The sequence below is a fragment of the Janthinobacterium sp. SUN100 genome, from assembly GCF_030397705.1.
GTDB classification, from domain to species: domain Bacteria; phylum Pseudomonadota; class Gammaproteobacteria; order Burkholderiales; family Burkholderiaceae_D; genus Janthinobacterium; species Janthinobacterium kumbetense.
This window is the reverse complement of record NZ_JAPUBU010000002.1, coordinates 143,321-169,991: the sequence shown is the minus strand read 5'-3', so window position 1 is coordinate 169,991 and position 26,671 is coordinate 143,321. Positions and strand designations below refer to the sequence as shown.

General features: G+C 65.0%; 27 protein-coding genes. 8 read left to right on the top strand and 19 right to left on the bottom strand.

The genetic code is table 11. From position 1 onward, the window contains the following. Positions 1-21: 21 nt before the first annotated feature. The 4 genes from O0881_RS13005 to O0881_RS12990 all read left to right on the top strand — a co-directional run bounded on the left by O0881_RS13005 (position 22) and on the right by O0881_RS12990 (position 4,958). On the top strand, positions 22-1,320 hold the full coding sequence (locus O0881_RS13005) for a cytochrome c (RefSeq protein ID WP_289911618.1): 1,299 nt from the start codon (positions 22-24) through the stop codon (positions 1,318-1,320). A gap of 16 nt (positions 1,321-1,336) precedes the next feature. Then, entirely contained in the window at positions 1,337-1,804 is a 468-nt protein-coding gene (locus O0881_RS13000; RefSeq protein ID WP_034782880.1) for a (2Fe-2S)-binding protein, read from the top strand. Beyond that, positions 1,797-4,115 (top strand): molybdopterin cofactor-binding domain-containing protein, encoded by a 2,319-nt coding sequence (locus tag O0881_RS12995; RefSeq protein ID WP_289911617.1) that lies wholly within the window; start codon positions 1,797-1,799, stop codon positions 4,113-4,115. The genes O0881_RS13000 and O0881_RS12995 overlap by 8 nt, the downstream gene beginning before the upstream one ends. A 177-nt stretch (positions 4,116-4,292) precedes the next feature. Beyond that, positions 4,293-4,958 (top strand): hypothetical protein, encoded by a 666-nt coding sequence (locus tag O0881_RS12990; RefSeq protein WP_077402643.1) that lies wholly within the window; start codon positions 4,293-4,295, stop codon positions 4,956-4,958. A gap of 9 nt (positions 4,959-4,967) precedes the next feature. Here the strand turns inward: O0881_RS12990 and fghA are convergent, their stop codons facing one another. The 9 genes from fghA to O0881_RS12945 form a co-directional block, all read right to left on the bottom strand. After that, positions 4,968-5,834: an S-formylglutathione hydrolase gene (gene fghA, locus O0881_RS12985; RefSeq protein WP_289911616.1), complete on the bottom strand. Its 867-nt coding sequence runs from the start codon at positions 5,832-5,834 to the stop codon at positions 4,968-4,970. Positions 5,835-5,890: 56 nt separating this feature from the next. Then, on the bottom strand, positions 5,891-6,754 hold the full coding sequence (locus O0881_RS12980) for an NAD-dependent protein deacetylase (RefSeq protein WP_289911615.1): 864 nt from the start codon (positions 6,752-6,754) through the stop codon (positions 5,891-5,893). Positions 6,755-6,802: 48 nt separating this feature from the next. Next, entirely contained in the window at positions 6,803-7,474 is a 672-nt protein-coding gene (lepB, locus tag O0881_RS12975; RefSeq protein WP_289911613.1) for a signal peptidase I, read from the bottom strand. A 156-nt stretch (positions 7,475-7,630) separates the two neighbouring features. Continuing rightward, positions 7,631-7,876, bottom strand: coding sequence for a hypothetical protein (locus O0881_RS12970; RefSeq protein WP_289911611.1), 246 nt, complete (start codon positions 7,874-7,876; stop codon positions 7,631-7,633). Then, positions 7,873-8,124, bottom strand: a complete 252-nt coding sequence (locus O0881_RS12965) for a hypothetical protein (protein ID WP_289905532.1) — start codon at positions 8,122-8,124, stop codon at positions 7,873-7,875. Before O0881_RS12965 ends, O0881_RS12970 begins: the two co-directional genes overlap by 4 nt. A 126-nt stretch (positions 8,125-8,250) precedes the next feature. Then, on the bottom strand, positions 8,251-9,849 hold the full coding sequence (locus O0881_RS12960; protein WP_289911609.1) for an oleate hydratase: 1,599 nt from the start codon (positions 9,847-9,849) through the stop codon (positions 8,251-8,253). Between the two features lie 110 nt (positions 9,850-9,959). Continuing rightward, positions 9,960-10,499 carry a GNAT family protein gene (locus O0881_RS12955; protein ID WP_289911608.1) on the bottom strand — a complete coding sequence of 180 codons (540 nt, stop codon included), beginning with the start codon at positions 10,497-10,499 and terminating at the stop codon, positions 9,960-9,962. Between the two features lie 32 nt (positions 10,500-10,531). Further along, positions 10,532-11,116 (bottom strand): DinB family protein, encoded by a 585-nt coding sequence (locus tag O0881_RS12950; protein ID WP_289911607.1) that lies wholly within the window; start codon positions 11,114-11,116, stop codon positions 10,532-10,534. Continuing rightward, positions 11,113-11,394 carry a hypothetical protein gene (locus O0881_RS12945; protein ID WP_289911605.1) on the bottom strand — a complete coding sequence of 94 codons (282 nt, stop codon included), beginning with the start codon at positions 11,392-11,394 and terminating at the stop codon, positions 11,113-11,115. Before O0881_RS12945 ends, O0881_RS12950 begins: the two co-directional genes overlap by 4 nt. Here O0881_RS12945 and O0881_RS12940 point away from each other — a divergent pair. Both O0881_RS12940 and O0881_RS12935 read left to right on the top strand, forming a co-directional pair. Beyond that, positions 11,354-12,271, top strand: a complete 918-nt coding sequence (locus tag O0881_RS12940; protein WP_289911603.1) for an HDOD domain-containing protein — start codon at positions 11,354-11,356, stop codon at positions 12,269-12,271. The genes O0881_RS12945 and O0881_RS12940 overlap by 41 nt on opposite strands. A gap of 300 nt (positions 12,272-12,571) precedes the next feature. Then, the gene (locus O0881_RS12935) at positions 12,572-13,840 is read left to right on the top strand and encodes an alpha/beta hydrolase (protein ID WP_289911601.1); all 1,269 of its coding nucleotides are present in this window, start codon (positions 12,572-12,574) and stop codon (positions 13,838-13,840) included. On the opposite strand, the gene O0881_RS12930 is transcribed toward O0881_RS12935, so the two are convergent. From O0881_RS12930 to O0881_RS12895, 8 genes are all read right to left on the bottom strand, one after another. Further along, positions 13,837-14,538, bottom strand: coding sequence for an ABC transporter ATP-binding protein (locus tag O0881_RS12930; protein WP_289911600.1), 702 nt, complete (start codon positions 14,536-14,538; stop codon positions 13,837-13,839). The two genes, O0881_RS12935 and O0881_RS12930, sit on opposite strands and share 4 nt — an antisense overlap. Beyond that, a complete protein-coding gene (locus O0881_RS12925; RefSeq protein WP_077402687.1) occupies positions 14,531-15,244 on the bottom strand; it encodes an ABC transporter ATP-binding protein in 714 nt (237 codons plus the stop codon). Before O0881_RS12925 ends, O0881_RS12930 begins: the two co-directional genes overlap by 8 nt. After that, positions 15,237-16,199: a branched-chain amino acid ABC transporter permease gene (locus tag O0881_RS12920; protein ID WP_289911597.1), complete on the bottom strand. Its 963-nt coding sequence runs from the start codon at positions 16,197-16,199 to the stop codon at positions 15,237-15,239. The genes O0881_RS12925 and O0881_RS12920 overlap by 8 nt, the downstream gene beginning before the upstream one ends. Continuing rightward, the gene (locus O0881_RS12915) at positions 16,196-17,068 is read right to left on the bottom strand and encodes a branched-chain amino acid ABC transporter permease (protein WP_289911596.1); all 873 of its coding nucleotides are present in this window, start codon (positions 17,066-17,068) and stop codon (positions 16,196-16,198) included. The genes O0881_RS12920 and O0881_RS12915 overlap by 4 nt, the downstream gene beginning before the upstream one ends. Before the next feature lie 105 nt (positions 17,069-17,173). Beyond that, positions 17,174-18,340, bottom strand: coding sequence for an ABC transporter substrate-binding protein (locus O0881_RS12910; protein WP_099664533.1), 1,167 nt, complete (start codon positions 18,338-18,340; stop codon positions 17,174-17,176). Positions 18,341-18,400: 60 nt separating this feature from the next. Next, entirely contained in the window at positions 18,401-19,939 is a 1,539-nt protein-coding gene (locus O0881_RS12905) for an AMP-binding protein (RefSeq protein WP_289911593.1), read from the bottom strand. An 11-nt stretch (positions 19,940-19,950) separates the two neighbouring features. Beyond that, positions 19,951-21,105, bottom strand: coding sequence for an acyl-CoA dehydrogenase family protein (locus O0881_RS12900; protein WP_289911591.1), 1,155 nt, complete (start codon positions 21,103-21,105; stop codon positions 19,951-19,953). A gap of 39 nt (positions 21,106-21,144) precedes the next feature. Then, a complete protein-coding gene (locus O0881_RS12895; RefSeq protein ID WP_289911590.1) occupies positions 21,145-21,969 on the bottom strand; it encodes an IclR family transcriptional regulator in 825 nt (274 codons plus the stop codon). Positions 21,970-22,246: 277 nt separating this feature from the next. Between O0881_RS12895 and O0881_RS12890 the strand changes: the two genes are divergently transcribed. Next, a complete protein-coding gene (locus O0881_RS12890) occupies positions 22,247-24,253 on the top strand; it encodes a TonB-dependent receptor (RefSeq protein ID WP_289911589.1) in 2,007 nt (668 codons plus the stop codon). Between the two features lie 30 nt (positions 24,254-24,283). Then, on the top strand, positions 24,284-24,820 hold the full coding sequence (locus O0881_RS12885; RefSeq protein WP_289911588.1) for a molybdopterin-dependent oxidoreductase: 537 nt from the start codon (positions 24,284-24,286) through the stop codon (positions 24,818-24,820). 51 nt (positions 24,821-24,871) lie between these two features. On the opposite strand, the gene O0881_RS12880 is transcribed toward O0881_RS12885, so the two are convergent. Both O0881_RS12880 and O0881_RS12875 read right to left on the bottom strand, forming a co-directional pair. Further along, a complete protein-coding gene (locus O0881_RS12880; protein ID WP_289911587.1) occupies positions 24,872-25,801 on the bottom strand; it encodes an alpha/beta hydrolase in 930 nt (309 codons plus the stop codon). After that, complete coding sequence (locus O0881_RS12875) at positions 25,798-26,664, bottom strand: alpha/beta hydrolase (RefSeq protein WP_077402718.1); 867 nt, start codon at positions 26,662-26,664, stop codon at positions 25,798-25,800. The genes O0881_RS12880 and O0881_RS12875 overlap by 4 nt, the downstream gene beginning before the upstream one ends. Between the last annotated feature and the right edge of the window lie 7 nt (positions 26,665-26,671).

The following is a 26,671-nucleotide window of genomic DNA, read 5'->3' as shown; positions in this document are numbered from 1 at the left end:
TACTTTTCACTGGTTCCTGTTTTGCTCAAGAAAATCTTCACCGGCCTGCTGTTGTCGCTGGCATTGCTCATCGTGGCGGCCCTGGCCGCGTATCTGTATTACTGGCGCCCCGCGCTGGCGCCCATCGATCCGCCTGCCGCCACGGCATTTTCCCAGCAAGTGGTGGAGCGGGGCCGCATCCTGGCGGGCATGGGCAATTGCGCCGCCTGCCATACGGCCAGGGACGGCGCCGATTACGCGGGCGGGCACGGCCTCGCCACGCCGTTCGGCACGATCTACGCGACGAATATCACGCCTGACCGGCAAACGGGCATCGGCCGCTGGTCGCTGGCCGCCTTCCAGCGGGCCATGCGCGAAGGCGTGGGCCGCGATGGCGCCCATTTGTATCCCGTCTTTCCGTACACGCATTTCAACCTTGTCTCGGAGGCTGACCTGACGGCCTTGTACGCGTATTTCATGACGCGCCCGCCCGTATATGCGGTGGCGCCCGTCAATACCGTGCCGTTTCCCCTGAACTTGCGGCCGCTACAGGCGGGCTGGAAGTTGCTGTTTTTCAAGCCAGCGACATTCCAGCTTGATCCTGCGCAAGGACTGGACTGGAACCGGGGCCGCTACCTGGCCGAAGGCCTGGCCCATTGCGCCGCCTGCCACACGCCGCGCAATGCGCTGGGCGCCGAGCTGGCCGGTTCGCCCTATCTGGGCTCGGCCATCGACCACTGGTATGCGCCGGCCTTGACCAGCGCCAACACGGCCCCCTTGCCATGGACGCAGGACGAGCTGTACGCCTTCCTGCGCACGGGGGCGACGGCCCTGCACGGCGTGGCGGCAGGACCCATGTCGGCCGTCGTGCACGAAGGCATGGGCGCCTCGCCCGATAGCGATATCCGCGCGCTGTCCGTATATTTTGCCGGCGTGGCCGGCGCTGAACAACGCCAGGTCGATACGGATGCCGTGGTCAAGGCCGGCATCGTCCGCTCGCAGAGGGTCAGCCTGGTCGACAACGACCGTGGCGCCAGCCTGTACGTGGCCGCCTGCGCGTCGTGCCACTCGAACAGCGATGGCCGGCCCGTGGCCCTGCGTCCGGAGCTGAGCCTGAACAGCGCCGTCAGCGCGCCCGATCCCGCCAACCTGATCCAGGTGATATTGCACGGCATCAGCAAGGATGCGGCCATGCCCGGCGTGCTGATGCCCGGCTTTGCCGCCTCGCTGACGGACAATGACGTGGCCCAGCTGGCCGCCTATCTGCGCCGCAGCCGCAGCCACCAGCCGGCCTGGACGAACCTGGAAGCGGCCGTGGCGCGCACGCGCGCCGGCAAGTAACTCTTGAAAGTTTTTTATGTATAACATTACCGTGAATGGCCAGCCCTTCGGCACCGAGACCGACGCCGAAACGCCCCTGCTGTGGGTGCTGCGCGATGAAGTCAACTTGAAGGGTACGAAGTTTGGCTGCGGCATCGGCATGTGCGGCGCCTGCACCGTGCACGTGGATGGCCGCGCCATGCGTTCGTGCATCACGCCGATTGCCGCCGTGGCCGGCTGCGCCATCACCACTATCGAAGGCCTCTCGCCCGATGGCACGCATCCTTTGCAGCGGGCGTGGCTGGCCACGCAGGCGCCCCAGTGCGGCTATTGCCAGTCGGGCCAGATCATGCAGGCGGCCACCTTGTTGAAAGATTATCCGCAACCGACGGATGCGAATATCGATGCCGTCATGAGCGGCAACCTGTGCCGCTGCATGGCGTATGTGCGCATCCGCAAGGCCATCAAGCTGGCGGCCGGCATGCAGGAGGCGCCCGGTGTTTAAGTTGCCGAAAGAAAATTCTGCCGCCCGTCCCAGCTCGCTGGGCCGGCGCGGTTTCCTGATCGCCGCCGCCGGCACGGGGTTTACTTTGGCCTTCCTGCGCGCCGACAGTTCCCTGGCCGACAGCAAGGTGGCACGCGTGCCGCCCGCCAAGCCGGCCGCGCCCGTGTTCGACCCCAGCATCTGGTTCCAGATCGGCCGCGATGGCATGATCACCGTCAATATCGCCAAGGCGGAAATGGGCCAGCATATCGGTACGGCCCTGGCGCGCATCGTCGCCGAAGAGCTGGAAGCGGACTGGAGCAAGGTACGCCTGCATTATGTGGACACGGACCCGAAATGGGGCTTGATGGTGACGGGCGGCAGCTGGTCCGTCTGGCAGAATTTCGACCCGCTCAGCCGTGCCGGCGCGGCCGGGCGCCTGGCGCTGGTCGAGGAGGGCGCGCGCCTGCTGCGCGTGCCCGTGTCCGCCTGCCACGCCAGGCTGGGCGTCGTGCATGGCCGGGGAAGGTCGATCAGCTATGGCGACATTGTGCGCCGTGGCAAGCTGGCGCGCCAGTACACGCCGGAACAATTGAAAGCCATCGTGCTGAAAACGCCGCAGCAGCGCAGCCTGATCGGCCAGCACGTGCAGGCGCTGGACATTCCCGCGAAAATCAATGGCGCGGCCGTGTACGGCATCGATGCGCAGGTCGAGGGCATGCTGTATGCGCGCCCGAAGATTCCGCCCACGCGCTACGGCGCGAAAGTGGTGTCCATCGACGATGCGGCCGCGAAAAAGGTCAAGGGCTACCTGCGTTCGTTTGCCTTGCAAGACCCCAGCGGCACGGTGCCCGGCTGGGTCATGGTGGTGGCCGAAACGTATGCGGCCGCCATGCGCGCGGCCGAGCTGGTGCAAGTGAAATGGCGGGCCGGCCCGGCGGCCCACGTGGCGGAGCAGGATATCCTCAACTACGCCACCAAGCAGCTGGCCGATGCCAGCCTGGGCGCCCGCGTGGTCGATGATGATGGCGTGGAGCAAGCGTTCAAGGATGCCAGCCTGCAACTGGAGCGCCACTACACGACCAGCACCGTGCTGCATTTCCAGCTGGAACCCGTGAATGCCCTGGCGCAGGAAATCGACGGCGTCTGGCACATTCATGCAGGCAACCAGTGGCAATCGTTGATCCTGCCCGTGCTGGCGCAGGCGCTGAAGGTGCCGGAGAGCAAGGTCATGCTGCACACCTATCTGCTGGGCGGCGGTTTCGGGCGGCGTCTGAATGGCGATTATTGCGTGCCGGCCGCGCTGGCGGCGCAAGCCGTGGGGCGCCCCGTCAAGATGATTTGCACGCGGGCCGACGATGCCCGTTTCGATTCGCCCCGTTCGCCGTCCGTGCAGCATGTGCGCATGGCGTTCGACGACGCGGGCAAGGTGTCGTCGATGGTGCACGAGGCCAGCGCGGGCTGGCCCACGCAAGCGATGATCCCCGCCTTCCTGGCCAAGGATAAGCAGGGCCATCCGTATGACCCGTTCGCCATCGCCGGCGCCGACCACTGGTATGCGGTGGGCGCGCAGCGCGTGCGGGCCGTGTCGAACGACCTGGCCAACAGCAGTTTCCGTCCCGGCTGGCTGCGCTCCGTGGGGCCCGGCTGGACGAATTGGGCTGTGGAAAGTTTCATGGATGAGGCGGCGCAGGCGGCCAAGGTCGATCCGCTGGCGTTCCGCCTGTCCTTGCTGCAGGCGTCGGGCCGCAATGGGGGCAGCGCGCCGAACGCCGTCGGCGGCGCCGCGCGCCTGGCCCACGTGCTGCAGCGTGTGGCGGACAAGGCGGGCTGGGGCAAGGCCATGCCGCCCGACACGGGCCTGGGCATCGCCGCCACGTTCGGCCAGGAACGCGACATGCCCACCTGGACGGCGTGCGTCGCCCGGGTCAAGGTGGACCGCAGCACTTGCATGGTGAAAGTCGAAAAATTGTTCATGGTGATCGATGCGGGCAGCATCGTCGACCCCGATGGCGCGCTGGCGCAGGCGGAAGGGGGCGCCCTGTGGGGCGTGAGCATGGCCTTGCATGAGGGCACGGCTTTCCTGAACGGCGAAGTGAAGGATACCAACCTGAATACCTACACGCCCCTGCGCATGGCCGACGTGCCCGAGCTCGACATCGAATTCGTTGCCAGCACGCATACGGCGACGGGCATGGGCGAACCGCCCACGACGGCCGTGGCGCCGGCCATCGGCAACGCCATCTTCGCCGCCGTGGCGTCGCGCGTGCGGCATTTGCCGATCCGCCCGGAAGCCGTGCTGAAGGGGCTGGATCGGCACGGCGCCGTATAGTCCTGCCTTGCCGGTGACGATGCGCGAACGGCTGCGCAGGAATGGCCGCGGGCTGCTACACTGAAGTTAGCCGCCCGGGGCACGCAGGCTGTCCCCGGCCCGGCAAGATCAGCGTAAAATCAGCGTACAGCTTGACTTCAGCTTTAGCTTGATCCCAGCTCGATTGCGGAGGCAACCATGCAAGAACAATTTGTCAGCATTACGGCCGATGAACTTCAAATGGATGGCGTGCTTGAAATGCCCGAACGGCCGGTGGGCATCGTCCTGTTTGCCCACGGCGCAGGCGCCGACAGCGACTATCTGGGCGCTTCCAGCCACGCCACTTCCCAGGATTTTTTGCGGGCGGGCATCGCCACCCTGCGCTTCGACCAGGGCGGTGTCGAGCCTGGCGGCGGCAGCAATGGCCACGCGTATTTCGTGCGCAGCGATATCGTGCTGCTGGCGCGCCAGCTGGAAAAAGCCCTGGGCTGGCTGCAGCTCGACCCGTCCACGCGGCGCTTGCCCTGCGGCCTGTATGGCTATGGCACCAGCGCGGCCGTCGTGATGCAGCTGGCGGCCTGGCGCAGCGCGGAAATCGCCGCGCTGGCCGTGTGCGATGGCCAGGTGGAAATGGCCGGCAAGGCGGCGCTGGAAAATGTGCGCGTGCCGTCCCTGCTGATCGTGGGCGGGCGCGACCCCGACGTGGCTGGCCTGAACCGCATGGCGTTCGCCACCTTGCGCTGCGACAAACAACTGGAACAGATCGCCGCCCCTGGCGGCCCCGACACGCGCCACCAGGCCGCCTTGCTGGCCACGGACTGGTACACGCGCCATTTCAACGGGCATACCAGCACGGCGCAGTAGCGCAGCGGCTCAGGCGGCGCGCAAGTTCCTCGCATGGAAGCGCACGTGCTCTTCCATGAAGCTGGCGATGAAGTAATAGCCGTGGTCATAGCCGGCATGGCGGCGCAGCTGCAAAGGCTGGCCGGCGTCCCGGCACGCCGCTTCGAACACCTCGGGGCACAGTTGCTCGGGCAGGAACTTGTCGGCCAGGCCCTGGTCGATCAAGATGCCTTCGGGGAACAGCGGCGGCTGGCCCTGCAGGCCGCGCATCAGCGCGCTGGCGTCGTATTGCTGCCAGCTGGCCTCGTCGCTGCCCAGGTAGCCCGTGAACGCTTTCTTGCCCCACGGACATTGGCTCGGTGCGGCGATGGGGGCGAAGGCGGAAACGGAGCGGAACAGTGCCGGATTGCGCAAGGCCAGCACCAGCGCGCCATGGCCGCCCATCGAGTGGCCGAAAATGCCCGTGCGCTGCGCGTCGATCACCAGTTCCTGCTCCAGCAAGGCACGCAATTCCAGGATGTAGCTGTACATGCGGTAGTGGCTGCTCCATGGCGCCTCGGTGGCGTCCACGTAAAAGCCGGCACCCACGCCGAAATCCCAGGATTCGCTCTCGCCCGCGATGTTCGCGCCGCGGGGGCTGGTGTCGGGGGCGATCAGGATCAAGCCTTCCTCGGCCGCCACGCGCTGCGCGCCGCCCTTGATCATGAACGTTTCTTCCGTGCAAGTCAGACCAGCCAGGTAAAACAGGGCGGGGCGCTTGGTGCTGACTGCGGCGCCTGGCGCCATGTCGGGAATGAAGGCCGAGAAACGCATGGGCAAGCCGATGGCTTGCGCGTCGTGGCGATAAAAGCGTTGTACTCCGCCAAAACAGGCGTGTTCACTCAACAGTTCCAGCATGAATTCTCCTCGTTAATCTCACAGTATAGCGAGAGTAACGCACCGCAGAGGCGGGATCAGTCCAGCATGGCCGTTAATGCAGGCAAGATGTCCTGTGCCGGCGCTTCCGTCTTGAAGGCCAGCAAATGGTCGGCGCGCGTCTTGCCCAGGTTGATGGCGGCCACGGGCTTGCCCGTTTCGGCTGCCATGCGGCACAGGCGAAAGCTGGAATACACCATGACGGACGAGCCCACCACCAGCAGGGCGCCAGCTTCCATCATTTTGCGCTCGGCTTCAGCCGCGCAGGCGGCGGGTACGCCATCGCCGAAAAACACCACGTCGGGCTGCAGGGTGCCGCCGCAGCGGGGACAGACGGGCAGGTGGAAGGTGGCCAGCTGCGACGGCTCCAGCAAGGCGTCGCCATCGGGCGCCGGCGTGGCCGTGGCGCCCAGCAGCTGCGGATTGTTGTGTTCGAGCTGATCCTGGATCAGGCGGCGCGTGTGGGTAGCCCGGCAATCGAGACAGACCACGCCATGTATGCTGCCGTGCAACTCCGTGACGGCGGTACTGCCCGCTTGCTGATGCAGTCCATCCACGTTTTGCGTGACCAGGCCGCCTATTCTCCCGCGCCGGGCCAGTTGCGCGATGGCCAGGTGGCCGGGATTCGGCACGGCGCGCGCCAGGGTTGGCCAACCGACCATGCTGCGCGCCCAGTAGCGGCGGCGCACGGCTTCCTGGCGGCGAAAATCGGGGCCTTGCACGGGCGCATTGCCGCGCCGGACACCTTCCGTGTCGCGGTAATCGGGTATGCCCGACGCCGTGCTGATGCCGGCGCCCGTCAGCAGCAGCACGTCGGGATGGCGCCGCAGGAACTGTGCCAGCTGATCGAGGGCAAGATCGTCGCTGGCGGACCGCAGGCTGGCTGATGGAAAATTTTGCATGATGCGCCATGCTAACCGAAAAGCATGGCGCCGTTGCAGGAGGGAGGTTTATTCCAGCTTCATGCCGAAGCGCTGCAGCCGCGGCTGCCAATGCTCCTGGATATTGGCCGACACGAGGATGCGCTCGGCCTTGCCGATCAGCAACGCGCGCGGCACGAAGCCGAAGTAGCGCGAATCGGCGCTGTTGTCGCGGTTATCGCCCAGCATGAGGAAATGGTCGGTTGGCACCGTCACGGGGGCAAAGCTGCGCGCCGCGCCCGCGATTTGCGGCAAGACCTGGATGCGGTGCTGCTCGGTCTGGTTGCGTTCGCGGATGCGCTGCGCCGTCAGCTGGCCCACGTGGGCGATGGTTTCAGGGGCCGTATCGAGCGCCGTGTACTGGGCGGGCTGGCCATTGATGACCAGCTGCTCATTGCGCATTTCCACCGTGTCGCCGGGCAGGGCGATGATGCGCTTGATCAGGCGCGTGCCGTCTTTCGGCGAGGAAAAGGTGACGATGTCGCCCCGCTGCGGTTCGCCCAGGCGCTGCAGCACGATATCGGTGAGCGGCACTTTCAGGTTGAAGGCGAGGCGGTTGACGAAGACCACGTCGCCTTCGAGCAGGTTGGGGCGCATCGACGCCGACGGGATGGGATTCCAGTCCGCCACGGCCGTGCGGAACACGCCGAACAGCAGGAGGAACATCAAAAAACCTTTGTTGGCGCGCATCCATGTGCTCATGTCGGCTCTTTTGCTGGGCAGTGCCCGTGAGGGTGAAGGGAAGCGCCATTGCTGCTGGCGCCATATCACGATGCACGGCGAGGCTGAAGCCAGTCTTAAATCAACGCAGGCGCGGCCGATGGCGTGACCATTGTTGCGTGCACGCATCACCCTGTCTCAGGGATGCCGGCACGGCGCATGCGCGTCGTCGTCGCCGTTGCGCCGGCGCTTGCCGTGCATCTCGTCCCACAGCTCGCCGAGCGCCACCAGCAAGCCGCCGGCCACGAAGGGGATCGCCACCAGCCAGGGAATACTGTCGAGCCAGGGACCCAGCAGGATGGCCGAGGCCACGGCGATGGCGATGGCGCTGCACCAGAAGCGGCGCGGATGCCGGAGCGTGAACAGGTAGTGAAGGTCGTTCATAAATCCTCCTTGGTGAGCAGGCGGAACAGCCGGGCGGCCAAAATGCTGCTGACGGCGATGACGATGCAGCCATCCAGGAAAAACAGCACCTTGCCCACCAGGTGCATGCCCTGCACGAGGTAGACGGGCAATTCCTGCGCTTCCGCCCACTGCGTCATGCGTGCCAGCACGATGGCGGCGGCAAAGATGACGACGGCCAATGCCAGCACCAGCAGCACATGTTCGAACAGGCGTAGCCGCACTTTCATGTTGGACTTTGCAAGATAGATAAGATTCCCGAACCTTGACGTTATCAGTCCATTATCACGGTGCCTTGCGCTGCCACAAAGTCGCGGCCGATAGCCTGAAAACGGCGTTGATGCCGGAAAGTGCGGCTATTTGAACGCCTTGATGACGGCGTCCAGCTTGACCTTCAGCGACTTGTCGTGCGCGTGGATGGGCGGCACTGCGCGCTGCACGCCCAGCAACTGGTAGACGGCCGTCTGCGCCGCGCGCACCGAGTATTCCACGGTGAAGACGACATCGTCGGCGATTTCCACGAACTGGCTGACGAAGGCCAGGTTGACGGAGTTGGCCGGCACGGGCAGGGGACGGTCGCTCTTCGCGTGGGGCATGAACATGCTGGTGATGTACGGCATGCGGCAGGGAATGCAGTTCGCCGTGGCCATGATGTCGAGGTCGAAGTTCAGGTGTCCGCACAGCTCGCGCAGGATATCCTCGCCGCTGCAGTCGGACATGGGCTTGGCGACGAAGTTGCCGATGCGGTCAGGGTGCAGCGCATAGCCCCAGAATACTTGCACGCCCGCGGGCTGGCCGGCGAAATGGGGCTGGTGCGCCAGCACGATGGACATGAGCCAGTTGCTGTCCTTGAAGGTGACGAGGCCGCCCGTGCCCGCGCTGTTGCCCGTGAATTGCTCCATCCGGTCAAAGAAGGCGCTGTCCTTCAAGGTGACCGTGTACGAGGCCCAGTACGATTCGGGGATGCTGCTGTTGAAGGCGGCGGGACGGCCCAGTTGCGGGCGTCCCTCGGCCAGCTTTTCCCACAGGCGCCAGCCATGGCTGTCGTGCTTCGTGCGCCTGGCGGGCGCGCGGTGCATGCTGCCATAGCTGGACGCATCCGTCATCGAGGCATTCTGGAAAAACACCAGGTCGCCCGCGGCGACGGGGACCACGTCGGCCAGGCCGCGGCGCTGGCAGGCAATGGCGGTGGCGCTCAGGCGGCCATCGGATTCTTGCACCTCGATATCGGTCACCGTGCAATCCATGATGAGGTTCACGCCTTGCGCCTGCAGCCAGGCGACCAGCGGGCGCACCAGCGAATCGTACTGGTTGTAGACGGTGCGCTTGACGCCGGCCAGGGTTTCGATGCGCGAAAACTCCAGCATGAAGCGGTGCAGGTAGCGCTTGAGCTCGACGGCGCTGTGCCAGGGCTGGAAGGCGAACGTGGTGGCCCACATGGTCCAGAACGGGGTGTCGAAGAATGCGGGCGAGAGCCAGTCCGTGATGGCGCTGCTGCCCAGCGTGTCTTCGTCCGCTTCCGTCAGCTTCAGCAGTTCCAGTCTGTCCTGCATGGAAAAGCCCATGCTGCTGACGTCGACCTTGAAACGGTTGCGGTCGACCAGCCGCGCGCGCGAGTGGGGAAGGTGCAGTTCGTTGAAGGCGACGGTTTCGTCGTAGACGCTCTGGCCCGCATGCTCGAGCGAGGGGATGCTCTTGAACAAGTCCCAGGTGCACTCGTAATTGTCGGTGGTCAGCATGCGCCCGCCGCGCAGGGTATAGCCATCTTCGGCATTGCCGCCGCCATCGAGGCTGCCACCGGTCACGGGCGACGCTTCGAAAATGGTGATGTTGCTGCCTTGCATGCCGCCGTCGCGTATCATGAAGGCGGCCGCGGCCAGCGAGCCGATGCCGCCGCCGACGAGGTAGGCTTTTTTGTCTGTATTGCGCATGTTGTTCCCTGAGTGTGAGTGCATCCGCGTGCGCGAAAGGCTGGCAGGCGACATGGCCGACGCCGCGCCATATTTGCCTATTTTACAACATCAGGTAGGGGCTGCCTGCTTTATGGAGCGGTTGCTCGGTTTTTTTAGGCGCCCGCGTGTTCCTTGCGCCGTTCAAAGTACAGCAAGTCCGACCAGGCATCCTGGAAGCGCATGGCTTTTTCCGAGCGGCCATACTGGTGAAAGCCGTTGCGCTGCATGACGGCGACCGAGCCCAGGTTTTGCGGCCGCGCCGTCGCTTCCAGGCGCCACAGTTCCAGTGTGCCGAAAGCCTCTTCCAGCAGCAGGGCTACCACGCGCGTGGCGTAGCCGCGTCCGCCGAACCGTTCGCCGATGCGGTAGCCGAGCGTCGCCTTGTTGAAATAGGGACGCGTGACGGCCGTCAGGTTGACCCTGCCGATGATCTGCCCGTCCAGCTTGGCGAGGTACTGGTAAGCCTGGTCTTGCTTGCGTTCGCGCTGCGCCTGTTCGATGGCGGCGGCGATGGCTTCCTGGTGGTAATAGGACGGCGCGCGCGCCGTAACCCAGTTTTCAAAATACGCGCGGTTTTCCAGTTCGAAGGCCAGCAAAGCGGGAAGGTCGGCGCTGGAGGGCGGGAACAACTGAAGGCGGTCGAGGTCTGGCATGGGATCGTGTGGGAGCATGAGCGAGGAAGGCGTCAACGCAGTCCCCAGACGTCGTCTTCCGTCCACCCCAGTTCCGCAAAATCCTGCGCCCGCTCGCCCGCTTCGCCGGCGCAATAGAATTCGTCGAGCTGGGGCGGCGCGATGCGCGTGCCGGCCAGCATGGCGTGCACTTGCCCCCGGTGGTGGATCTGGTGCTGGAACAAATGCGCGAGCATGCGCTGGCGCGTATCGACTTGCGGCGTGTCGCGCAGGATCGTCACGGGCCGCGCCAGGTCGGTGTCGCACAGGCTGCGGCAGTGGGCGATCAGGCGCGCGTCGGATGCATGCTGGGCCGCCTGCAGCGTGGCGCAGTCGGTAAATGGCTCGTCCTGTTCAAAGAAGGCATAGCAGTCGGCATGCGGCGCCTCGCCGCGCAGCTCGCGCTCCAGCGCGTCGAGATAAAACCAGTCGCATGTGAGGATGTGGTTCAGGGTGAACTGGATGGTGGGAAAAAAACTGACGCGCGTCGCCTGGAATTCGGCCAGATTTAGCTCGCCGCAGGCTTTCAGCAGGCGGTGGTTGCTCCAGGCGTTGTTGTACGCCTGGGTGGTGACGTAGCGGGCCAGCATGTTGCTCATGATTTACCTTGCAAAGAGGGGAACTGCGAGAGCGCCACTGTAGCACTTTGCGGCAGGTGGACCAAGGCGGCCACGCCCGCCGCACCGGCACGGCTGTCATCAAGTAAAATCGCGCAGCGGATGTCGCGATAGTGATGCATATAGGGCTGGAAAAGCAAAATGGGTTGGATAGGAAAATTACTGAACGGCGGCGAAAAAAGCAAGCTTGCGCCAGTCACGGCAGCGGCGGCGCCCGAGATGACACGGCAGCCAGCCACCATCACCGAAATCGATGCCATCTACTACCGCTGGCTGGCGGCCGCGGGTTCGGCGCAGGCGACAGCGCAGGCCGAACAGCAGATTCTGGACGAATTGACGCGCCTGGCCAGTGAACCGATCGCCGGCGCCGCGCTGGTGCCGCGCATCCCGGCCATCATTCCGCAGTTGATGCGTACCTTGCAAAACGAAAACATGAGCGCGGCCGAGCTGTCGCGCCAGCTGGCGCAGGACGTGCCGCTGGTCGCCGAGGTCTACCGCGAAGCGAACCGGCCCCGCTACCATTCGCGCTACAACGCCAGCCCGTCGATCAACAATATGGAAGGCGCCATCATGCTGCTGGGGCAAAACGGCATGCGCATGCTGCTCGCCCGCGTCGCCTTCCGCCCCATCGTCAGCATGCAAAGCGGCGGGTTGACCATACGCACGGCGCCGCTGATCTGGCGCCAGTCCGAGAAATGCGCGCTGGCGGCCAACCTGGTCGCGCCCGCAATGCAGGCCAACGCCTTCGACGCCTATCTGGCGGGGCTGATGGCCAATGTGGGCCTGGTGGTGGCGTTCCGCCTGATCGACCAGATGCACGCGCCCGATGCCTTTCCGCAATCGGACGCCTTCATTGCCCAGGTGTTTGCGCAAGCGCGCCTCTTGTCGGTACGGATCGCCGAATTATGGGAGTTTCCCGAGTCCGTGACCCGCGCGATCGGGCAGGCCGGCGCCGATGACCACGCCGATCCGCAGGCGCAAGCGCTGGCGCTGGGCGATCGCTTGAGCAAGCTGCGCATGCTGGTCGATACTGGCCGTTTTCCTGCCGATGATCCCTTCGTGATGACGGGATTGAGCAAGGCCGAGCTGCAGGTGTTTGACAAGCTGGCCGATGACGAGGACGAGGACGACGAGTGACGGCCGCAGGCCGGTCGAACTGCGCCCCGGCCCGGTAGCAGATTCTTGCGGCCAGGGCCGCGATTGCGTGGTAATCTGGCAACTAAATGAGTGGACGGTGTGCCATTCCATCCTGTCGTATGCCCATGCTGCCGAGGAGGTTCCTTGCTTCCATTTCGCCGTTCCATGCTTGCCGCCGCGTGTTTGGTAACAGCGGCGCAGCCCTGCGCCGCCGCGCCGGACACACTGCCCGTCAAACCGGCCTTCGCACCGTCCGCCTGCGCAGTGCCGGTGCTGCCCGGCGAAAAGATAGAGTGCGGCATGCTGACCGTCCCCGAGCATCGGGGCAAGGCCGATAGCCGCGCCATCGCCTTGCCGGTCATGATTTTCCGTAGCGGCGCGGCCACGCCCGCTGCCGATCCCGTCGTGTATCTCCCCGGCGGGCCGGGCTTGAGCAGCATCGACGGGCGCAGCAGCGGCAAAGGCAATCCCTTCCTGCTGGAACGCGACCAGATATTGCTGGAAGGACGCGGCAACAAGCATGCGCAACCTTCGCTCGCCTGTCCTGAGTTGAACGCGCTGCGGGCGGCGGACGCCACACCGGCCGTGCAGACCGAGGCCGTTGCGCGCTGCCGTGCCGGGCTGGTGGCGTCCGGCATCGACCTCGATGGTTACACCTCGGCGGAATCGGCGGACGACCTCGACGACCTGCGCCGCCTGCTCGGCATCGCGCAGTGGAACCTGATCGGCTACTCCTACGGCACCCGCCTGGCGCAGACGGTGCTGGCGCGCCATCCCGAGGGCGTGCGCAGCGTGGTGCTCGATTCCGTGCTGCCGGTTGACATCAACTATGACGAAATGGCCGCCGCGCCGCTGCGGCGCGCCATCGACCTGGTCCTCGACGGCTGCGCGACGGAACATGCGTGCGACGTGCGCTATCCGGACCTGCGCGGACGCTTGGACGCGCTGCTTGCGCGCGCGGACCGCGACGGCATCGCGGCGCCCGGGCGCGTGCTGCGCCGGCGCGACATCGTCAATGCCCTGGCCGAGGGCTTGCAGCAGCCCGCGCTGATCCCCGCCTTGCCTCGCCTGATCAGCGAAGCGGGGCAGGGACGCCCGCAAGGCTTGCTGCCATTGCTGCGCAGCGCTCCTTCCAGCTTCAACTGGGGACTGCGCCTGTCGATCTGGTGCGGCGAGGAGATGCCGTTCGAGCAGCCCGACCGCATGGCCGTGCAAGTGGCGCCGGCCCTGGGGCTGGGCGGCATGGATAACCGCACGGCGACGCCCGGGATGTGCGGCGCCTGGCGCGTTGCAGCGGCTGCGGCGCAGGCAAACGATGCCGTGAAGAGCGACGTGCCGGTGCTGATCCTGGCCGGCGAATTCGATCCCGTCACGCCGCCAGCCTGGGGCCGGCGCCTGCTGCGCAGCATGCCCAACGCGCGCTTCGTGCAGATACCGGGCCAGGCGCATGGCGCCATGTTCAACCGCTGCGGCGGACAGCTGACACTGGCATTCCTGCGCGACCCGCGCGCGCCCTTGAACCTCGATTGCGTGGCGAAGATGCCAGGGCTGGTGTTTGCCGCCGATTAGCGCGCAAAGTAGAGCGCATGCAGGTGTTCGAGGTCGACCTCGGCAGCGGCCTGCGACAGCGCCACCTTGCCGCTTTGCATCAGGTAGACGTGATCGGCCACGCCGACGGCGCGCGCCGTGTTCTGCTCGACGAGGATGATGGTGCGCTTGCCGTCGTTCAGGCGCGCGAGGATCTCGAACAGCTCGTTGACCACCAGCGGCGCCAGGCCCAGCGAAGGTTCGTCGATGATCAGCAGCGATGGATCCGACATCAAGCCCCGCGCCATGGCCAGCATCTGCGCCTCGCCACCGGACAGGGAGCCGGCCAGCTGCCTGCGGCGCTCGTGCAGGCGCGGGAACATGGCGTAGGCTTCCGCCAGGCGGGAGGGCATGTGGCTACGGTGCTCCTTCGGAAAGGCGCCCATGATCAGGTTTTCTTCCACGCTCATGTCGCGGAACGTCATGCGCCCCTCGGGTATCATCGTGACCCTCGCGTCGCTCATTTTCCACGTCGGCGTGCCGTTGATGGGCGTGCCATCGAGCGCGATGCTGCCCGCGCCCACGGGCAGCAAGCCCATGATGGCGCGCAGCAGGGTCGTCTTGCCGGCGCCGTTCGGGCCGATGATTGTGGTCAGCTTGCCCTTCTGGATGGACAGCGACACATCCCACAGCACATTGATGGCGCCATAGCCGGCGCGCAGATTCTCTATGTTAAGCATGCGCGGCTCCCGTGTAGCTTTCGATGACGGCTGGGTCGCGGAAGACGCAATCCGGCGTGCCGTCGGCGATCAGCTGGCCGAAATTGAGCACGGCCACGCGCTGGCACAGATTGCTGATGGTTTCGATATCGTGCTCGATCATGACGATGCCCACGCCAAAGGCGGCATGCAAATCCTTCAGCATGCCCATGAAACGGCGCTTGCCATTCGTTTCCAGTCCCGCCAGCACTTCGTCGAGCAGCAGCAGTTTCGGGTTCGTCGCCAGCGCCTTGGCCACTTCCAGCGCTTTCAATTCCGTCAGCGCCAGTTCGCTGGCCGCGTCGCGCTGCGCCTTGTCCGCCAGGCTCGTGAAGTCGAGGATTTCATCGATCTTGCGCATATCCACCTTGCCGGTGCCGAAACGCTGCGCCACGACGAGGTTTTCGCGTACCGTTAATTCGTGCATGGGCTGCGGGATCTGGAAGGTGCGGCCCAGCCCAAGGCGCGCGCGCTGGTACATGGGTGTGGCCATGATGTCGCGTCCCTCGAAGCGGATGCCGCCGCTGGTGGGGCGCACCAGGCCGGAAATGGCGTTGAACAGGGTGGTCTTGCCGGCGCCGTTCGCGCCCACCAGGCCGATCACGTCGTGGCTGCCCACCTTCAGGGTGACGGAATCGACGGCCGTCAGGCCGCCGAAGCGCACGGACACATTATCGAGTTCAAGCATGTGCTTTTTCCTTCGCATTGACGAGTTTGCGCAGCAGCGGCAGCAAGCCGTTCGGACTGAAGACGATCATCGCCACCAGCAGCACGCCCAGCACCAGCTGGTGGCCCGTGGGAATCAGCGACTTGAAAATCAGCTGGTCGACCAGGTAGACCACCACGGCGCCCAGCACGGGGCCGAGTATCGTGCGGTAGCCGCCGAAGATGGCCGCCACGATGGGCAAGGTCACCCACAGGCTGTTGAAGGCGTAGTCCGGTTCCAGGAAATTGATGTAGTGGGCGTTGAAGGCGCCGAACAGGCCTGCCATGAAGGCCGATACGAGCAGCATGGCGCCTTTCAGCAAGGTGCTGTTGACGCCGACGACGCGCGTGGCGTCTTCGCTGTCGTGCATGGCGCGCAGGGCGATGCCGTAGTGGCTGGCGCGGATGCGGCTGTAGGCAAACGCGCACGCCACCACCAAGGTCAGCACCACCAAGTAGGCGCCCGTCTTGCTGGCCAGGTCGAAGCCGAAGACGGTGGGTAAGGCCGGGATATTGTTGATGCCGCCGGCGCCGCCCGTGACGGAGCTCCATTCCGTGGCCAGGATGCGGAAGATGTGGGCGTAGGCGAGGATGGCCAGCGCAAAATACGGCCCGCGCAGGCGCAGCACGGGCAGCATGATGACGGCGGCGATGGCCGCGCCCGCGCCACCGAGCAGCATGGCGGCAAACACGGGTAAGCCCAGTTTCACGGTGGCCAGCGCGGAGACATACGCGCCTACGCCGAAAAAGGCAGCGTGACCGAAGCTGACCATGCCGCCCAGGTTGCCCAGCAGGGCCCAGGACATGGCCACGCCGCCGATGATCAGGGCCGCCACCACCATGCTCATCACATATTGGTTGGCGCCCAAGGCCAGCGGCACGACGATATACGCGGCCAGCAGCAGGCCCGCCGTGGAAATCAGTGTCGAGCGCTTCATCCGCGCCTCCGTTGTGCGCCGAACAAGCCGTTCGGCATGATGAACAGCACCAGCAGGAACAGCACCATGCCGGACAATTCCTGCAGCGCAGAGCTGGCCAGGGTGACGGTCAGCGCCTCGGCCACGCCCAGCAGCACGGCGGCCAGCAGCACGCCGGGAATGGAACCGATGCCGGCCAATACCGTGATGATGAAGGCTTTCACCGTCAGCGCGCCGCCGTAGGCCGGCTGGATCACGCCATAGCTGAACAGGGCGACGCCCGCGAAGGCGGCCAGGATGCCGGCGACCAGGAAGGACACCAGTTCCGTGCGGCCCGAGTCGATGCCCATCAGCTTGGCCGCGTCGCGGTTGCTGGAGACGGCGCGCACGGCGCGGCCATACCAGCTGGTGGACAGCCAGCGCCACAACGCCGCCATCAGCACCAGGCTGACGCCAAAGAAAATCACTTCGCTGCGCATGCTGAAAAACGGGCCGATTTCAAACCCTTCCTGCAGCCAGCTGGACGACGTCGAGCGGATGTCGGCCTTCCACACGAGCAGGATGAAATTGGTGAGGATGACGCCGATGCCGTAGGTAAGGATCAGCGAATTGATTTCGCGGTCCTTCTTGATGCGGCTGACGATTAGATACACGCCCACGGACGTCAGGCTGACGATCACCAGCGCGATGGGAATGGCGAACATGGGACCGAGTCCCAGGCCGGATTCCACGCTGTAGGCGATGTAGGCGGCCAGCAGCACCAGTTCGCCGTGCGCCAGGTTGATCACTTTCATGGTGCCGAAGACCAGCGCCAGTCCCAGTGCGATCAGGGCGTAGGAGCCGCCCTGCAGCAAGCCCGAATACAGGGCCTGCAAGATTAATTCTGTCATGTCGTCATCCCGTCAGGCAGCCGAAGGGCATCGCGAAGATGCGCCAGGGCTGCCGTTCATCGGTGCGCGCCCGGGCGGACGCGCGCGTGCGCAGCGGGAGGCTGCCTACCAGGGCAGGGCTGGATAGGCCAGCTTGCCCGTTGCGTGTTCCTTCGGCCAGACGATCACCACTTTCTTGTCCTGGTGCTGCGCCATGCGGTGCACGAAGTTCTGGTTGTCGCCGTTGGCGGCGAACTGCACGCGGCCGATCAGGGTTTCGCGGTCCGTCTTGCGCATTTCCTCGGCCACGCCGCCTTTCTTGATGGTGCCCTTGTCGGCCGCGCGCGCGATCGCTTCGAACAGCAGCATCGACTGCACATAGCCGAACTGGCCCAGGTAGTCCGGCTCCTTCTTGTACAGCTGCTTGTAGGCGTCGCTGAAGGCCTTGCCGTCGGCCGTCTTGAATTCGGTAGGGAAGGGCAGCAGGGCCGTGCCGAAGACGTTCGGCATCAGGTCGGGGAAGTCGGCCGCCATTTTTGGCGTGGCCAGCGACCACACGCCCACCATGGCCTTGATCTTCGGCTTCAGGACGCGGGCGGCGCGGATGATGCCCACGTAGTCGTTTTCATAGCCGACCATGGCCACCACTTCCGATTTGTCCTGCAGCTTGATCTTGTTGATGATGGGCTTGAAGTCCGTAATCGCCGGGTCGAACGAGTGCGTCGTCACTTTCACGCCCTTGGCTGCCAGGGCTTTTTCCACATCCTTCGCCAGGCCCGTGGTGGCATCCTTGGTCGAGTACACGATGGAGACGGACTTGGCGCCCACGTCTTGCAGCAGTCCCAGCATGGCTTTTTCGTAGCCGGCCGTGTTATTGATGCGGAAAAAATTCTTGCGCCCGCTGGACACCAGGCTGTCGTCCACGCCGCCCGAGGTGATGTAGACGAGGCCCAGTTTGTTCGCCGTGTCCGAGGCGGGCGAGATATTGTTCGAGCCATAGCCGCCCGTGATGGCCACCACGCCCTGGCTGGCCAGCTTTTCCACGGCGGCGATGGCCTTGGCGGGCGCCGATTCGTCGTCGACGGTGATGATCTTGATGGTGTGCTTGCCGTTGGTCTTGTTGAAGACCTCGGCTGCGACCATGATGCCTTCCTGCATGCCGGCGCCGACGCGCGCCAGGTTGCCCGTCAACGGGATTTCCGCGCCGACCAGGAATTCGTCGGCGCTGGCCTGCGTCATCCAGGCGCTGGCAACCAGTGCTGCCATGGCGATGCGTGTGTAGGTGCGTTTCATCGTGTCTCCTCCGGTGATGTGGCTTGGTTTTATTGTCGGTTCTGGTAATACATGGTCAACTTATCGTGCATTCTGCGCCATTTGCCGCAGCTGCCCCTTTAAAATCTTGCCCGTGGCGGCGGCCGGCAGCGCGTCCATGACGATGATGGCGGACGGGCATTTGTACGGCGACAGGGTCTGCGCCAGCCAGGCCTGCAATTGTGCCACGCTGGCGGGCTGGCGCGGGTCCAGCTCCACGTAGGCGATGACGTCCTCGTTGCCATCGGCCACAGTGCGTCCCACCACGGCCGACTGCACCACGGACGGGTGGGCGTTCAGCGCCGTTTCCACCTCCAGCGGATACACATTGAAGCCGGAGCGGATGATCAGCTCCTTGGTGCGGCCCACGATGAAGAGGGCGCCGTCGGGATCCTGGCGCGCCATGTCGCCCGTATTGAGCCAGCCCCCATCGCGCATGGTGGCCGCCGTCATGGCCGGTTCGCGGTAATAGCCGGCCATGACGTTCGGCCCGCGTATCCACAATTCGCCCGGCTCGCCCGGTGCCACATCAAGGCCGTCAACGCTCACCACGCGCACTTCCACGCCCGGTATCGGCGTGCCGACGGAGTCGTCGCCGCGCGGCGCTTCCAGGCGCGTCTGGCTGATGGTGGGCGCGCTTTCCGTCATGCCGTAGCCATTGTGCAGCGCGGTGCCCAGCAGCTTTTCCACCTCGTGCTTGAGCGACGGCGCCAGCGGCGAACCGCCCGCATACGCGAAGCGCAGCTTCGTCGGCAGCGGCGTATCGGCGCCGCCCAGGGTTTGCAGCAGCTTGGCGTACATGGCGGGCACGCCCTGCACGATGGTCAGCTCGTCGTCTTTCAGGGCCGAGAGCAGACCGTCGACGGAAAAGCGCGGCACCAGGTACAGGGCGGCGCCCGCATACAGGGTGCCCAGCGCCACCGAGGCCAGGCCATATACGTGCGAAATCGGCAGCACGCCGTAGGCGCGGTCGGTGCTGCTCAATCCCCGCAATGTGCTGGACACGGCGGCGATGAACAGCAGGTTGCGGTGCGTGAGCATCACGCCTTTCGACTGGCCCGTCGTGCCTGTCGTGTAGATCAGCGCGGCCACCTGTTCATTGCCGGGGACCGTATCTTCGACGATAGTTGCCTCGTTCAAGTCGCCGACCAGCAGCTCGCCCATGCCGTCGACCGTGGCGCTGGCCGTGCCCAGACGTGCCGCATGCGCGGCCGCTTCCGGCGAGGCGCCGGCCAGGAACAGCACGCGCCGCGCGGAACTGTGCGTGGCGATGGTATCGATTTCGCGCGCCGACAGCCGCGCGTTGACGTTGACGATCCACGCGTCGATGCTGGCGCAAGCGAAGATCAGCGCCACCTGCAGCGCGCTGTTCTCGCCCACCACCATCAGGCGGTCGCCGGCGCGCACGTCCAGCTGGCGCAGCAGCAGCGCGGCATCTTCCACACTGTGCTGCAGCTGCATATAGGTCCAGCTGCGGCCAGCTTCATGCAGCGCGGGCGCGTCCGGCGCGCGTGCCGCCCAGTGGGCGGGAATGGCCGACAGGCGCGCCGGCAAGCCGGCCAGCAGGGCGGGAATATCCATGGCGGCCTCCTTCACTTTTGCGCTGCCTTGATCATGTTGCGGGCGATGACGATCTGCTGGATCTGCGTCGTGCCTTCATAGATGCGGAACAGGCGCACGTCGCGGTAGAAGCGCTCGGCCGCGTATTCGCTGATATAGCCGGCGCCGCCGTGGATCTGCACGGAGCGGTCGGCCACGCGGCCGCACATTTCGGAGGCGAACAGCTTGCAGCACGACGCTTCCGTCGAAATGTCTTCCTTGTTGTCGCGCCGGCGCGCCGCGTCGAGCACCATGCTGCGCGCCGCGTAGATTTCCGCCTTGCTATCGGCGAGCATGGCCTGGATCAGCTGGAATTCGGCGATGGGCTGGCCGAACTGCTGGCGTTCCATCGCATACGCCAGGGCGTCGGCCAGCATGCGTTCGGCCGCGCCCACGCAGACGGCGGCGATGTGCAGCCGGCCCTTGTCGAGCACTTTCATGGCCGTCTTGAAGCCCACGCCTTCCTTGCCGCCGATGAGGTTTGCCGCCGGGACGCGGCAGTTCTCGAAGATCACGTCGCAGGTATGCGCGCCTTGCTGACCCATCTTTTTATCGATTTTTCCCAGCGAGAGGCCGGGCGTATCCTTTTCCACGATGAAGGCGGAAATGGCCGAGGCGCCCCGCTTGACGGGATCCGTGCGGGCCATGACGGTAAAAATGCTCGCTTCGGGCGCGTTGGTGATATAGCGCTTGCTGCCGTTGAGGATATAAAAGTCGCCGTCGCGCACGGCCGTCGTGCGCAGGGACGCGGCGTCGGAACCTGATCCCGCTTCCGTCAAAGCGAACGAGCCGATGATCTCGCCGGCCGCCAGCTTGGGCAGATAGTATTGTTTTTGCGCTTCCGTGCCGTCGATAACGATGCCTTGTGAGCCGATGCCGTTGTTCGTGCCGATCAGCGAGCGGAAGGCGGGCGAGGTGCGGGCGATCTCGAAGGCCACGCGCACTTCCTCTTCCATGCTCAGTTCCAGGCCGCCGTAGGCTTCCGGGATCGACAGGCCGAACAGGCCTAGTTCGCGCATCTGCGCCACGATGGCGGGCGGGATGGTGTCCGTTTCGGCCACCAGCGCCTCGTTCGGCACCAGCACTTCGCGCACGAAACGGGCGATGCTGTCGAGCAGAATGTTCAGGGTTTCTTCGTCGCGTATCATCGGGGTCCTCGGTACTGTAATTAAGAGGGGGCGCGCAGTCTAACCGCGGCCCAGGTTTTTTTCCACTGTCTTGACCAGGGCGACCAGGCGCGGTCCCAGATCCGATTCGAGTTTTTCGCGCGACAGCAAAAAGGCGGGGCCGCCGCAATTGAAGGCCATCACCTGTTCGCCATCGGCACCCAGCATGGGCACGCCCACGGCGTGCACGTCGTTCTGCCATTCGCCGGCCGAGATGCAAAAGCCCCGGTCCAGGTAATCCTTGAAGCCTTGCTCGATGCCGGCCTTGATGCGCGGCCAGCGTTCTGTCTCGTGCACGCGTGCATGGTCCATCAGGTAGTCGCGTTCGGCCTGCGGCAGGATGCACAGCAGGGCCTTGCCCATGGCGGTCGTCATCAGGGGGATGCGCGAACCGACGTCGAGGCGCAGCGTGACGTTGGCGCTGCTGCGGCAGGTTTCCACGTACACCATGCTGAGGCGGTCGCGCGTGCCCAGCGAAACGGAGGCTTGCGCATGTTCGGCCAGTTCTTCCATCAGCGGACGCGCCATCTTGCGCACGTCCAGATTCGACAGCATGCGGTAACCGAGGGCCAGCACGCCGGCGCCCAGCTGGTACTTGCCCAGGCTGTCCGAGTAATTCAGGTAGCCCAGTTTGGTGAGGGTATAGGTGAGGCGTGAAATCGTCGGTTTCGGGATGCCCGTGCGCTTGGCCATGTCCGCATTCGACAGGAACACTTCGCCGGGACGGAAGCAGCGCAGCACTTCCAGCCCGCGCGCCAGCGCGTTGACGAACTGGCGGTCCTTGCCTTCCTCGTCATCGCTGAAGACGATGAGTTCCGGATCTGCTGCGGTCTGAATATTTGTCATATTTGCATTCATTTTCAGGCTCCCTGGAAATCAGTTTGCCTAGCCGAATCTGGCATGTCAACCGTTTTGTGAAACATTCGTTCGCACAGCGAAATGCTGCAGTGCATAAAATTTGCCTCGAAAATTGACTTGCGCAGGGGTTTCCCGCCTTGTCGCTTGAGCATCGCTATATACGTCTGTATATTGCGCTGTTGGGTGACGGCCACCGCATGCGTGGCCGCTTTTTTGAGTATCGCTATATAAGACGATATATAACGAGAGTGGAAAGATCTAGACGATGTTGAAACAGGTAATGGCAGGCGCCGTGATGCTGGCGCTGGCGCAAATGGCACAGACGGCGCAGGCGCAGCAAACGGAGGGAAACGATGGCGTGGATGCGGCGGCGCCGTTCGTGCTGGGCACGGTGACGGTGATCGGCCAGCGCGAGCAGGCAGGCCAAATGGAACAACAGGTGGGCGCGCAAGTGAGCCGCGCCGAGATGCGCCGCTTTAACCGCGACAATGTGGGCGACGCATTGAATCTGCTGTCCGGCGTGTCGCTGTCGACCAATTCGCGCAACGAGAAAACCGTCGCCATCCGCGGCTTCGATGCGCGCCAGGTGCCGCTGTACATCGACGGCATTCCCGTCTACGTGCCGTACGACGGCTATGTCGATTTCAACCGCTTCACCACCAGCGACCTGGCCGCCATCCAGGTGGCCAAGGGCTACAGTTCCGTGGCGTATGGCGCCAATACCCTGGGCGGCGCCATCAACCTGGTGTCGCGCAAGCCGTCCGCGCGGATGGAAGGCGATACGTCCATCGGTTTCGGCTCGGGCAGCGAGCGCCAGGTGTCGGCCAACGTGGGCACCAACCAGGGCCTGTGGTACCTGCAGGCGGGCGTGTCGTACATCGACAGCGACGGTTTTCCCCTGTCGTCGGACTTCCGCCCCACGGCCACGGAAGACGGCGGCATGCGCAACAATTCCTACCGCAAGGATCATAAACTGTCGTTCAAGGTGGGCTACACGCCCGATGGCGCGCAGGCGGGCGACGAGTATGCACTGAGCTACTACAAGCAGCATGGCGAAAAGGGCCAGCCGCCATCGACCAATCCCGTCGGCGCGCGCTACTGGCAATGGCCGTACTGGAACAAGGAAAGCGTGTACTTCGTCTCGCAGACGCGCCTGGGCGAAGCCGAACGTCTGAAACTGCGCCTGTACCACGACAGCTACGACAATGAAATCACCTCCTACACGAACGGCAGCTACACGACCCTGAAGACCAGCGGCCAGGGCAGCGTCAGCGGCGGGCGCAGCATCTATAACGACCGTACGAACGGCGGCGCGCTGGAACTCGAATCGTTCCGCCTGGCCGCGCACAGCCTGCGTTTTGTGGCCAGCTACAAGGCCGACGAACACCAGGAACTCGACGCAAAAGGCGTGCGCACCACATGGTACAAGGATGCCTTGTGGACCCTGGGGGCGGAAGACAGCATCACCCTCGATGCGGCGACGGAACTGTCGCTGGGCGTCTCGCGCAATGAACTGCGCCCGGACACTGTCTACAGCGCCGGCAATGCCTACACCTTGCCAGCCAATCAATCGGCCACGGACCTGCAGGCGGGACTGTTCCGCAAGGTCGGTCTTGATGCGCGCGTGTACGCCACCGTGGCGCGCAAGTCGCGCCTGCCGACCCTGAAGGACCGCTACTCGCAGCGCCTGGGCACGTATATCGAAAACCCGGCCCTGCGCGCGGAAGAGGCGATGAATTATGAGCTGGGGTATCAAGGAAACGTGCAGGGCGCCAAGGTGGAAGCGGCGCTGTTCTACAGCGACGTGAAGGACAAGATCCAGAGCGTGGCGAATGTCTCGGGCGTGCGCTCGCAGATGCGCAACGCGGGCAGGGCGCACATCAGCGGCGTGGAACTTGGCTTGCGCGGCAACGCTGGTGCCTGGCTGGATTTCGGCGGCAATTACACCTACACGGACATGAAGAACGTCAGCGACCGCGCCACGCGCCTGACGGACGTGCCGCGCCACAAGCTGACGGCGCATGCCGTGCTGCATGCGGCGCGCCAGGTCGACGTGGTGGCCATCGCGGAAACGAACAGCGGGCGCTGGGTCTCGAACACCCTGGAACTCGGCGGCTTTACGACCGTGAACCTGAAGGCTGTGTACCGTCCCTTGTCGGCCTTGACCCTGGAAGCGGGCGTGGCGAACCTGGGCGACCGCAATTACGCGCTGGCCGACGGTTTTCCCAGCGCGGGACGCACCTGGCTGGCCAATGCGCAGTACCAGTTCTGATTTTTTGAATGTTTCATGAAAGGACACAGCATGTTGAAGACAATACTGACAAGCCTCGTTTCGGCGGCGCTGCTGGCGGCGGCGCCCGCGTGGGCAGACCCGGCGCCGGCGCGCGACAATATGAGCCACGCGCTGGCCGTGACGGGCGTGGTGGAAACGCCCTTGACCCTGAAAGTGGCCGACCTGCGCCAGTTGCCGCCGGCCAACGGTGGGAAAATCGCCGTCACGCGCCATAACGGAGACAAGGCCGAAACCATTACCAGCTACAAGGGCGTGCTCCTGCGCGATATCCTGGACAAGGCGGTGCTCGATGCGCCGGGCCATAACGACGTCAAGAAGCTCGCCATCATCGCCACGGCCACCGATGGCTATGCGGTGGTGTTTTCCTGGGGCGAGCTGTATAACTCGCCGGCCGGCGAGGGCGTGATCGTCTACTACGAAAAGAACGGCAAGGCGCTCGACGACAACGATGGCGAAATCGCCCTCATTTCGGCGAAGGACATCCGCACGGGTCCGCGCCACGTGAAGTGGTTGAACGGCATCGAGGTGCGCAAGCTGGTGGAGTGACGATAAGCTGATGGAAAAAACGCGCCGTGGAGCCTTCCCCGGCGCGTTTTTTTATGCCGCCAGCGCTTGCCGCATGGCCTGGCCCGCCACGTCGAACAGGCCGCGCGCCGCTGGCGTCAAGCCCAGCATGTGGATCGACGCATGGATCATGCCGTCGAGCTGTACGCATTGCGCCGCCACGCCGTCGTCGCGCAAATACCGCGCATAGGCCTCGCCTTCGTCATGCAGCGGGTCGTACTCGCACACCAGCACGGTCGCCGGCGGCAAGTCCTTCAGCGACGTTGCCCGCAGAGGCGCCGCATAGGGCTGCGCGCCTTCAGCCGGCTTGTTCAGATAGGCCGACCAGCAAAAGCGCATGGCTTCCCGCGTCAGCGAATGGCCTTCCGCATAGCGCTGGTAGGACGGCGTGTCGAAGGCGAAATCGAGCGCCGGGTACAGCAGCAACTGGTGCGCCAGCGCGGGACCGGCCTGGTCGCGCGCCATCAGGGCCGCGGCGGCCGCCAGGTTGCCGCCCGCGCTGTCGCCGCCCACGGCCAGCCGCTTCGCATCGATGCCCAGCGCTTCGGCATGGTCCGCCACCCAGCAGACTGCCCGGTAAAAGTCGTCGAGCGGCACGGGGAACTTGTGCTCGGGCGCCAGCCGGTAGTCGACGGAAAAGATCACGCAGCCGGTGGCGTTGGCCAGTGCGCGGCACGGATTGTCGTACAGGTCCAGCGAGCACAGGCACCAGCCGCCCCCATGCGCAAAGACGATGGCCGGCAGGGGCTTGCTTGTGTCCGCGCCGGCGGGCACGTAGGCGCGCACGGTCAGCGCGTGCTCGCCAGGCAGCACGTAGTCCTTGATCGAGGCGACGTCTTCCAGCGGCCCGTGCAGCTGGCGCAGCCCCGTTTCCGTGGCGGCCCGCAAGTCCGCCAGCGAGGCGGGCGGCGGCGCATCCCTTGTCTGTTCCAGCCAGGCGGCGATCAGCGGATCGAGGCTCATGCGGCTTCTCCGGCCAGGAACGGCAGCAGGTGGGCGATGAACGCTTCCGGCTGTTCTTCCATGATGAAGTGGCCGCATTCGGCGACGATGGCGCCTTTCAAGATGTCCGCCTTGCCCTGCATGGTCAGCAATGGCGCGTCATTCGTCGCATGGTCGGCGCCGATGGCCAGCACGGGCATGGCCAGGCTCTTTTTCGCCCGCTCCAGGTTTTGCCGGATGGTTTCCGGAATGGCGCGGTAGTAGGCGAAGCCGGCGCGCAGGGCGCCCGGCGTGGCATAGGCGTCCGCATACACGTCGACGGCCACCTTGTCGCGGCGGTATGACCAGCGGTCCAGGATGAAGCGGATGTATTCGCGCTCCTTGCCGGCCGTGAGCATCTCCGGCAAGTCCAGCACCTGGTTGAACATGAAGTGCCACAGGAAGATATTGTCGGACGGCGCGACAAAAATCGGCGGCGCGGGCGCCAGGCCGGGAATGACGGCTTCCGTCAGCGCCAGTTTCGTCACGGCCTGCGGGAAGTCGCTGGCCAGCGCATAGCCGACCCACATGCCGATGTCGTGGCCGACGACATCGTACTGCGCATGGCCCAGGGCCAGCATGGCGCGGTGCAGGGTGGCGGCAACGGCGCCCGTGTCGTAGCCGCCGGCCGGACGTTCCGAGTGGCCGCTGCCGGGCGGATCGATGGCGATCGCCTGGTAGCCTTGGGCGGCCAGGGCCGCCATCACATGGCGCCAGGCGTACCAGGTTTGCGGCCAGCCGGGGATCAGCAGCACCGGTTTTCCTTCGCCGGCGATGACGCAATGCAGGCGCTGGCCGTCGATGCGCACATAGTCGTGGGTGTAGCTGTCTTCATTCTGATGCATGGCAAGT